The sequence below is a fragment of the Kaarinaea lacus genome (assembly GCF_975902315.1).
Genome location: NZ_CDLKIE010000361.1, coordinates 1 through 9,801, shown reverse-complemented (window position 1 = coordinate 9,801; position 9,801 = coordinate 1). Strand labels below are relative to the sequence as shown.

Annotated in this window: 7 protein-coding genes; 3 read left to right on the top strand and 4 right to left on the bottom strand. The window is 44.2% G+C overall.

Annotated elements, in window-relative coordinates; genetic code table 11:
- Positions 1-145 precede the first annotated feature (145 nt).
- Positions 146-790, bottom strand: coding sequence for a Crp/Fnr family transcriptional regulator (locus tag ACWVCM_RS11820; RefSeq protein WP_455201959.1), 645 nt, complete (start codon positions 788-790; stop codon positions 146-148).
- A gap of 470 nt (positions 791-1,260) precedes the next feature.
- Between ACWVCM_RS11820 and ACWVCM_RS11815 the strand changes: the two genes are divergently transcribed.
- From ACWVCM_RS11815 to ACWVCM_RS11805, 3 genes are all read left to right on the top strand, one after another.
- The gene (locus ACWVCM_RS11815) at positions 1,261-1,977 is read left to right on the top strand and encodes a hypothetical protein (RefSeq protein ID WP_455201958.1); all 717 of its coding nucleotides are present in this window, start codon (positions 1,261-1,263) and stop codon (positions 1,975-1,977) included.
- A gap of 235 nt (positions 1,978-2,212) precedes the next feature.
- The gene (locus tag ACWVCM_RS11810) at positions 2,213-3,469 is read left to right on the top strand and encodes an efflux RND transporter periplasmic adaptor subunit (RefSeq protein ID WP_455201957.1); all 1,257 of its coding nucleotides are present in this window, start codon (positions 2,213-2,215) and stop codon (positions 3,467-3,469) included.
- Positions 3,466-6,609 (top strand): efflux RND transporter permease subunit, encoded by a 3,144-nt coding sequence (locus ACWVCM_RS11805; RefSeq protein ID WP_455201956.1) that lies wholly within the window; start codon positions 3,466-3,468, stop codon positions 6,607-6,609. The genes ACWVCM_RS11810 and ACWVCM_RS11805 overlap by 4 nt, the downstream gene beginning before the upstream one ends.
- 41 nt (positions 6,610-6,650) lie before the next feature.
- Here the strand turns inward: ACWVCM_RS11805 and ACWVCM_RS11800 are convergent, their stop codons facing one another.
- The 3 genes from ACWVCM_RS11800 to ACWVCM_RS11790 form a co-directional block, all read right to left on the bottom strand.
- Entirely contained in the window at positions 6,651-7,715 is a 1,065-nt protein-coding gene (locus ACWVCM_RS11800; protein ID WP_455201955.1) for a diguanylate cyclase, read from the bottom strand.
- Between the two features lie 91 nt (positions 7,716-7,806).
- Entirely contained in the window at positions 7,807-8,859 is a 1,053-nt protein-coding gene (gene cheB / locus ACWVCM_RS11795) for a chemotaxis-specific protein-glutamate methyltransferase CheB (RefSeq protein ID WP_455201954.1), read from the bottom strand.
- A partial coding sequence (locus ACWVCM_RS11790) for a response regulator (RefSeq protein ID WP_455201953.1) occupies positions 8,856-9,801 on the bottom strand: 946 nt, incomplete at its 5' end. The genes cheB and ACWVCM_RS11790, both read right to left, overlap by 4 nt.

The following is a 9,801-nucleotide window of genomic DNA, read 5'->3' as shown; positions in this document are numbered from 1 at the left end:
CTTATCTCTTAAAAAGTTGGGGAAAATAAATAATATTTAGGTAAACCAAAGACTTATGAATTGCCGCAGTTACTGAGCTACGGCAATCCAAGCGTTAGGCGTGCTAATTATTAACAAGTTAGTTGGGAATTACAATCGATAAAATCTACCAACCCGGTGGTAGTTTTTCGTTGATGGTGATGGTTTTGTTTTGAATCGTGATATACCCGCCTGTACTCAGGTCTTTTAGTATCCGACTCACCATCTCACGGGAAGCACCCACCATGCTGGCTATATCCCGCTGTGTCAGTTTTTGCTTAATTTCAAGCTTGTCGCCGGTAGGTTCTGCCATGTCCAGCAAAGTCCTGGCAACACGGCCATAGACATCCATTAACGCCAGACTCTTCACATTCTGGGTGAGGTTACGCAACCGAGTCGATAATTCTCGAATTATTTTCAATGCAAGTACCGGATTTTTAGTCAGACACTCTTCAAACGCTGACTTTGAAATCACCGCAAGCTTGGTTTCTTCGATGGTCATTACAGAGGCTGATCGTGGTGAATCATCCAGCAATGCCAATTCACCAAAATGTTGCCCAGCGTCCAAAATATTGATAATAATTTCCCGACCATCATCATCACTAAGAAACACTTTCACTTTTCCGGACAAAATGGCATATAACGAGTCCGAATCATCACCCTCTGAAATAATTATGGTGTTCTTTGGATAAGTTCTGGTCGCTGCAAGGCTGGATATTACCTGCAAATCATCTTCTGGAAGATCTGAAAACAGCGAGACATTCCGTAACATTAGTTGGTTACCTCCCCTAACTTCAATAAGCTCAATAACTTATCAAAGCTGTCACTGGATAATTAATACGATCCCACAATGGGCATTAATCTAAAACTGTTCTAATTATTGTTATTCTTCGCTCATTAACCGTGCAACTGATACCAAAACGGTTAAACTATATGTGAATATTTCACAAAGAACCAGTGAAAACGTTTATATTCAAACCTCAGATGGCAGATTATAGTTTGTTGTCACTCAGGTAGCTATTTTAACCTGTCTGTTTCTTGATCTGTAGTGTTTTATAACCAGTTGTCAACCAAATGTAATTTTGCACGTTTATACTGGGTTCAAGTAGTAGTGTGCTAAACGTAACTTACTGATTATAAAGCGGTCAATGAAGCTAACAACACTAAAAATTCATTGCCCAGATAAATAACTTATTTTTTCTACAGGTTCTATTTTTAACATCGGCGGTTCAAGGAGGTTTTATGGGCGCGTTTACTTTTGCCATGGGGACCCTGTCGTCCATTTCTTCAGTGTTTGTGTCCTCAAAAAGTGGACGCAAGAATGCTATTAATCTGAACGACTTCAGAATTGAACTGGATAGCAACGCCCAACGAGCTTTCGCCGAATTTTCCACCGGTATGCAGATGCTGTACAAGCATTCCGTTCATAATAGTTTTAATGTGGCTACAGTCACAGAACAAAACCTGAAATTGCTCCACAGCAACTTGAAATCAAATCAAGCCTACAAAAAGACCATTTCCCAAATACGTTCTCGATCCGTGGAATCTAACCATTGGGCCTGGCTACCGCTGTTTAGCGACCAGGACATCAGTGCTGGATTGATATATTTGCCGGCCGGTCATACCGTGGCTCCAAATACAGCGGGAGCAAATGTTACTATTCGCCAAAATACGTTACATACACCCTTTTCCCACACTCAAGTGAATGAATCCGGTCATCAGTTATACCTGGGACTAATGGGAAATACAGCAATCGAATGTCAATCTCCAACATTTAGCAGCGCTACTTACGGCACGACTCGAAACTACGGTACTGCTAAACAATCCGGATCTTTATCCGTCACCCTGAAACGTAATGACGCTTTTATAGAAAATCCCCTCCACAAAAAGGTACAGCGTCTGTGCTCAGGTCAAGAACCTTCCCTGATTCTTAACGTCCACTTATTACACGCAAATTGAAACAAGCACGTCCTGACCTGGCATTTAGCCTGTATTAAATTTCTTATATATACAATACCTTAGCGCCCAAACGAGCAACTACTTTGTGTTGTTCGCTTGATTTAGCCTGTCAGCCATCATCAGCAAGAAAGGCCATAGAGAGAAAAAAAATTGTTCAATACTTCGATAAATTGAACAATACTAAAGCCTGACAATCCATATAATAGTATCTTGGCACTCTGAAATTATTAACTACATGAACAACCAGCTTTTGTTAACGCGTATTATTATCCCCATAGGCATTATCCTTTTTGCAATTGCCATTGCAGCGACGTTATTCATTTCAAAACCCAGTGCTACCATACGCGATAGCGAGGAAAAATCCTGGATAGTGTCTGTGGTAAAAGCCAAACCGGAAAATATTTCCCCCCAGATTACGATTTACGGAAAAGTTGAATCACCTTTCATGACTCGGATTACAGCGGCCATAAATGCTGATGTTGAACAGGTGCTTGTCAAAGAAGGCCAATATGCCCAACAAGACCAGAATCTGATCGCGTTGAACTCGGCAGATTATCAACTTCAGTTAAAACAACGCAAAGCTGAACTCGCTGAAATTAAGGCACAAATCAATAGCGAACAGGACCGCTACAAAAGCGACCAGCAAGCCTTAAAACATGAAAAAGTTTTACTGGAATTGGCAAAAAAGGAACTGGAACGCACCAGATCATTAAAACGTGACAACCTCTCCACTCAAGCGCGCATTGACGAAGCTGAACAGGTCGTTGTTAAACAACAACTCGCAGTAAACAATCGCGCGCTTAGCGTTAACGATCACGAGGCACGACTGGCACAACTCAAAGCAAGAGCTACTCGAGCAGAGGCCTTGCGTGACCTGGCTGCGCTTGATGTAAATCGTTCCACGATTATCGCTCCTTTCTCAGGAAAAATAACATCAGTAAACGTATCGCCTGGTGATCGTGTAAAGATAGGCGACGCGCTACTTGAGATCTATGACCAAAGTACCCTGGAGATACGTGCACAAATCCCAACTCAATATGAAACGGTCATTCATAAAGCGATGGCTTCCGGACATGCTATTACCGGCTTTGGCATAATGAATAACCAGATTATTCCTGTAACTCTGGATCGTGTATCGGGGAAAATCATCCTGGGTAGTGGCGGACTGGATGGTTTGTTTCGTATTAATGAAGTAACTGATCAGCTACAAATCGGACGTACTCTGGAATTAAAGCTATCATTGCCGCCTGTGGCAGATGCAATCGCTTTGCCCCGGGAAGCTATCTACGGTAGTGATCGTATTTACCGGCTTATCGAAGAACGTATGTCTGCTCTGTCAGTGCAACGTATCGGGGAAATCCAGGCTAACGACGGATCAAATTATGTCATAATAAAAAGCCCTGCCATCAAGCCTGGCGACAATATTATTACCACGCAACTCCCCAATGCCATTGACGGCTTACTGGTAAAAGTCGCCGATAACCGTCAATGAATCCTGTACAAGCAAAAGGATTGATTGCCTTATTTGCGCAACACCGCGTCGCAGCGAACCTGTTAATGGTGATCATGATCCTGTTAGGCAGTTGGTCACTCTCAAAATTAAACACTCAATTTTTCCCTACCTTTGAACTGGACATAATAACAGTGCGTGTAGTCTGGAGTGGTGCCAGCGCTGAGGATGTTGAAACCGGCATTACCACTCCATTGGAACAGGAATTACGCAGCCTTGATGGCCTGCATAAAATGACGTCCACTTCAGCGACCGGCGTTTCCGCGATTACCATCGAATATAAAGAAGGCACCAATATGGATGCCGCGCTGGAAAAAGTAAACAGTGTCATCCGCCGCACGCGACAGATACCGGAAGATGCAGAAGACCCGGTAGTTACCCGCATAATACGTTATGAAACTATTGCCCGGGTATTATTAAGCGGCCCTGAAAATCTTGCTGAGCTACGTCACATCGCCCAAAACATGAAGGATGAATTACTCATCCGCGGCGTATCAAAAATTGACATCCGGGGTTTACCGGAAGAAGAAATGGCTATCCAGGTTCCCACCCAGAAATTGCTGGAACTGGGCTTAACGTTGGAACAACTTGCACAACGAATCCGGGCCGAAAGCCGGGATATTCCATCAGGTTCTGTCGGTCGAAATGACGTTGCTCGCCAATTGAGAGCACTTGATCAACGCCGAAATGTTATTGATTTCGAAAATCTACGTCTGGACAGTGATGTCCAGGGCCAATTTATCCCACTTGGAGCGATTGCAGATATCCAACGACGCGCCAAGGAAAACCAGGAACGCTTAAGTTATAAAAACAAACCTGCAGTAGAACTTGTTTTGTATCGTGACGAGTCTGCAGACGCATTAAAATCTGCAAAGTTGCTGGATACCTGGATCGGCGAGACAAAACCCAGATTGCCACCCGATATAAACTTCGTAGTGTTTGATCAAAAATGGCAACATATTAAAGAACGTATCACACTACTGCTGACCAATGGTGGTGGTGGCTTGTTACTGGTAATCGCCATTCTTTTACTATTTCTTAACAAGCGCGTGGCTTTTTGGGTAACAGTTGGCATACCCGTTTCTTTCCTGGCAGCGTTATCCGTATTATACCTGATGGGTGGCACTATCAATATGATCAGCCTGTTTGGTATGATCATGGCACTAGGTATTATTGTGGATGATGCTATCGTTGTCGGCGAGGACGCCCTCACCCACTTCCAGCATGGCGACAATCCGGTGTTAGCCGCTGAAGCCGGCGCCCATCGCATGCTGGCTCCCGTATTCTCTTCTTCCTTAACGACGATTGCGGCATTCTTACCACTCATGTTAGTTAGCGGTGTGGTGGGCAACATCATGTTCGATATTCCGCTCATCGTTATATGCATCATCATAGCTTCATTGATTGAGTGCTTTTTGATCCTGCCCGGTCACTTACGCGGCTCTTTTTCCAACATGCTGAAACGCGAGGAACTCACTCACAGTCCGATACGGCAAAAACTTGATTCTGCCTTTCATCAATTTCGCGAAACTAAATTTAGACCATTTGTCGAGAAAGTAATAGCCTATCGCTGGATAACTTTATCCAGCGCAATCGGAATTCTAATAGTTGTCATCGGTATCACAGCCAGTGGACGAATTGGCTTTACTTTTTTTCCCAATGTCGAAGGACGCCTCATTTTCGCCACTGTCGCGTTCACGGCAGGCAGTCCGCCGCAAAGAGTGGATGCATTTCTACAGCACCTGGAGTCCACTTTATACGAAACCGAAAAAGACTTTGGTACGGAGTTGATTGCCACGTCAATCGTTAGACATGGATCCGGACAAACTGCTGGTGGCGGCACTACCCGGACCGGCAACCAGCATGGATCTATTCAGGTGGAAACAGTTTCAACGGAAGTACGCAATATCAAGAATATCGAGTTTATCAAGGCCTGGAAACAGAAAGTAGTGTTACCGCCAGGTATCGAATCTTTTACCATTGCAGAGCGGCGAGCCGGTCACCCAGGAAGAGACATTGATCTCAGTCTGAAAGGCGATGATCCTCAGGCGTTAAAGTCAGCTGCTGTGGAAATTATTCAGACCTTAAAAGGAATAGAAGGTGTTAACGCAGTAGAGGATGACTTACCCTGGGGGCAACAACAACTTATATTTCAATTAACATCCACCGGCAAAGCGCTAGGTCTCAATGTAGATGCAATAGGTCGACAATTACGCGCTGCTTTTGACGGCTACCTGGTGCAATTATTCCAGGACGGTCAGGATGAGATAGAAGTTAGGGTGATGTTGCCGGATCGCGAGAGGTATAGCCTGGCAAGTCTGGAATCAATGAATATCATATTACCCAATGGCAACAGCACTCCCCTGTCCAGCGTGGTAAATATTTCAGTACGTAAAGGCTTTGACTCCTTGCGACACGTGGACGGACAACTGGCAGTATCCATTACTGCAGATGTAGATCGAAGCATTAACAATAACAATAAAATTCGTGCCGAATTAATGGCAACTGTTATACCGGAAATTATTGGCAAATATGGTGTGGAAGCAAATTTTCAGGGACGTGCAGCTGACCAGGCAACAACGATGCTGGATCTTAAGCGTGGTGCAATATTCGCAGTATTTATGATTTACATTGTTCTGGCCTGGGTGTTTGCATCCTATAGCAAACCCTTCGTTGTAATGAGCGTTATTCCGTTTGGTTTGATTGGTGCTATCATTGGCCATTTGGTCATGAACATTGAATTGACCGTGTTATCGCTATTCGGCTTTTTTGGACTTTCCGGTATTGTGGTAAATGACTCGATCATATTGGTGACTTTCTACCAGCAATTACGCCAGTCCGGGCTGGCTGTACAAGACGCGATAGTGGAAGCTTCTTGCCAGCGTTTGCGTGCAGTACTGCTTACCTCATTAACGACTATTGCTGGACTCACCCCATTACTGTTTGAATCCTCATTGCAGGCGAAGTTTCTTATTCCGATGGCTGTAACTATCAGCTTTGGACTGGGTTTTGCAACGATTTTGGTGTTATTGCTCATACCTTCAATCCTGTCCATAATAGAAAGCGTCTCAGGATGGGTAAAAAACCGAAGACTTTATCGGGCTGTTGCGCAACCAGAATAAAATTAGAAACAGGTTTGGGAAGGAAATTTTAACTTATTGAGCTAACCAGCTTTGCTACTGTGCACTTTACTCTGGTTTCGACCGGCATTTTTTGCTTCATATAATGCTTCGTCTGCCATTTCTATCAAATCAGCGGGTGACGATTTCTCAGTTGCAATTTTACATGCAATACCCATACTAATGGTAATTATGTTTGTCAATGGCGAATAGGCATGGGGAAGTTCCAATGCCTCTACCGCATGACGCAATGAATCAGCAATTTTGACTGCACCTGTAGCATCTGTGCTGGGCAATACAACGGCGAACTCTTCACCACCATAACGCGCGACAAGATCTGCTGGACGCTGTACTGCTTTTTGTAGCGTGTTAGCTACACTTTGCAGACATTCATCACCTTTTAAATGGCCATAGTTGTCGTTGTAAAGTTTAAAGTAATCAATATCAATGAGTATCAGCGCGATCGTTGTACCATCACGAGATGAGCGTAAACATTCTTTACGTATAAAGTCATCAAACCGCCGCCGATTGGCAATACCGGTCAAACCATCCTGACAGGTAAGTTTTTGCAATTCAGCGTTGCTTTTCTGTAATTCCTGTTGCAACTCACCCAGCTTGCGAAAAGCCTCATCCCTTTCCAGCTGTGTTAAAAAGGCTTTGGTATGAGCCCTGATACGAGCCACCAACTCAATCTTATCAGGAAGTTTTACCAGGTAATCATTCGCGCCATTTTCGAACGCAATACTCTTATCATGAGGATCTTCTTTGGTAGATAAAACAATGACTGGAATATTGCTGGTCGCACCGTTCTGCCGATAAGAACGCACCAGAGTATAGCCGTCAATATTCGGCAAAATAAGGTCTTGCAAGATTATTGTAGGTTTTAATTCAGATGCCAGTTGAACTGCCCGAGATGGTTCATTGCAGTAATGGAATTCAATATCCTTTTCGTCATCCAGCATACGACGAATCCCTTCCGCTACCATAATCTGGTCATCAACCAGTAACACTACCGGATGCCGTTTTAGCCCAGTATCATCAATCGTTCCAGCTAAAGTCTGTCCTGGAAACTCCTGCAAGCTCATACTGCCCTCGCTTGTTCGATACATTGCATCATCACAATATCATCTTATAGTGGTATTAAGATTTGCTTAATATACTCCGGCCTCAATAAATCCTTCATCAGCAAGTGCTCGTAAGTTACTGATGTAATTCAATGTTTTTTCGAGAAACATTGCTGCTACCTACCCGACAAAGAATAGAAGCAATCCTGTCTATAGGTAATATATCGACCGCTGCATCCAGTTCCAGAGCAGCCTTGGGCATACCATACACCGCCGATGTCGCTTTATCTTGCGCAATGGTATAGGCACCCCTGGTTCGTAATTCCCTTAATCCTTTAGCCCCGTCCTTGCCCATACCAGATAGTAATATCGCAGTTACTGAATGAAGCCAGTTATCTGCCACGCTCTGAAAAAAAATATCCACAGAAGGGCGATAGGTTGTATCAGCAGGCTCGTGCCGATAACTTAACTGACCTCGGGACGATAACACCAGATGGTTGTTGGTTGCAGCTAACAGCACGATTCCAGGGGTGGGAACATCGCCTTCCTTTGCCAACTTCACTGGTAAAACACTCTTAACATTTAACCACTTTGCCAATCCAGGGGCAAACGCCGCATCTACATGCTGAACAATAACGATAGGTGGTTGAAAATCTTGAGGTAATTGACCAAGTAGTACGGCCAATGCCTCTGGCCCACCGGACGAACAGCCTATGACAACCAGATTTTTTTCCGCGGGAGCGTGATGTGGATTTAACTTTCCATCGATAAATTTTACAGGAAGCGATTGAATGTCACTCGTCAGTACCTTTATCATGGCAATCTTCCGTTGCAGAATTGCCTCGGCTTGATCGTGATCCTGGTTTTCAAGTATAGGTGTATTTACTGCGTCTATCGCCCCTGCGCCCAGGGCATCAAAGACAACCTCAGACTGCTCATCTATTGATCCGGTAACGATTAAAATTGCACAAGGTGTTTCGCTCATAATCTGCCGAATAACCCCGATGCCATTCATATCCCTTACAAATGGATCCATGAGAATTAAATCCGGTTTAACAGTCTTACAAAATTTGATTGCGCTTTTACCGCTGGATGTACTCCAGGCTAACTCATTGTCATCCTCCATAGTGACAATTCGAATCAGCTCTTTGCGAGCCAGCTGCTTGTTATTTATTATGGCAATCTTCATTCCGAAGCCTCTCCGATTAAGTCGACTACCGCCTCAATCAGTGTTTCATCATGAAAACTACCCTTTGTTAAATAATAATCGGCTCCTGCTTCCAAACCGCGTTGACGATCTTCCGGGCGGTCTTTATAAGAAACTATCATAATCGGTAATGACCGGAGTTGATGATCGTGTTTCATGGAGTTAACCAGTTCAATCCCATCCATACGCGGCATATCAACGTCCGTGATCACCAACTGGTACCTGGTTCTCCTTACTGCATTCCAGCCATCCATACCATCTACTGCTACATCTACTCGATAACCACAGGATTCCAGCAACTGTCTTTCAATTTCCCGTACCGTTAACGAGTCATCTACTACAAGAATGCGTTTCCGAACTTTATGACTTAACACATCAGTATACGGCTTAAGCGAGCCAATAGGTCCACCACTTGCCATAGCGTCAATTGAACGCACCAGATCATCTACATCGATTACCAAAACGGGAGTTCCATCTTCTGTCAGCGAAGCAGAGCTAATATCCTGTACTTTACCCAGGCGAGGATCAAGAGATTGCACTGATAAATCCCGCTGACCAACAAACCGATCCACCACAATGCCATAGCGGCTCAACCGGTCACTGACAATAACAACGTGAAACTCTTCATACTGTAATGCTGGCGCTTGCAGTTCCAGCACATGGGATGCTGGTACCAGGCCAACCAGTTCTTCTTCATCGGTTATATATTGCCGACCTTCAACCATCTTCACCTGTTCTGGTAAAACCGATAACAATCGATCCACTCGAGACAACGGAAAAGCATATGGTTCTCCGGCTATCTCCACCATTAACGTTGAGATAACTGATAGTGTAAGGGGTAGCTGCAGACTAAACCGTAAACCTTGCCCTTCATCATTGATGACAGACACCTTACCATTCATTTCCTGTACGAGATTACGCACT

Bases quoted from the DNA above. Each gene is read 5' to 3' on its own strand.
- cheB (WP_455201954.1), bottom strand. From the start codon at position 8,859: ATGAAGATTGCCATAATAAATAACAAGCAGCTGGCTCGCAAAGAGCTG.
- ACWVCM_RS11815 (WP_455201958.1), top strand. From the start codon at position 1,261: ATGGGCGCGTTTACTTTTGCCATGGGGACCCTGTCGTCCATTTCTTCA.
- ACWVCM_RS11820 (WP_455201959.1), bottom strand. From the start codon at position 790: ATGTTACGGAATGTCTCGCTGTTTTCAGATCTTCCAGAAGATGATTTG.
- ACWVCM_RS11800 (WP_455201955.1), bottom strand. From the start codon at position 7,715: ATGTATCGAACAAGCGAGGGCAGTATGAGCTTGCAGGAGTTTCCAGGA.
- ACWVCM_RS11810 (WP_455201957.1), top strand. From the start codon at position 2,213: ATGAACAACCAGCTTTTGTTAACGCGTATTATTATCCCCATAGGCATT.
- ACWVCM_RS11805 (WP_455201956.1), top strand. From the start codon at position 3,466: ATGAATCCTGTACAAGCAAAAGGATTGATTGCCTTATTTGCGCAACAC.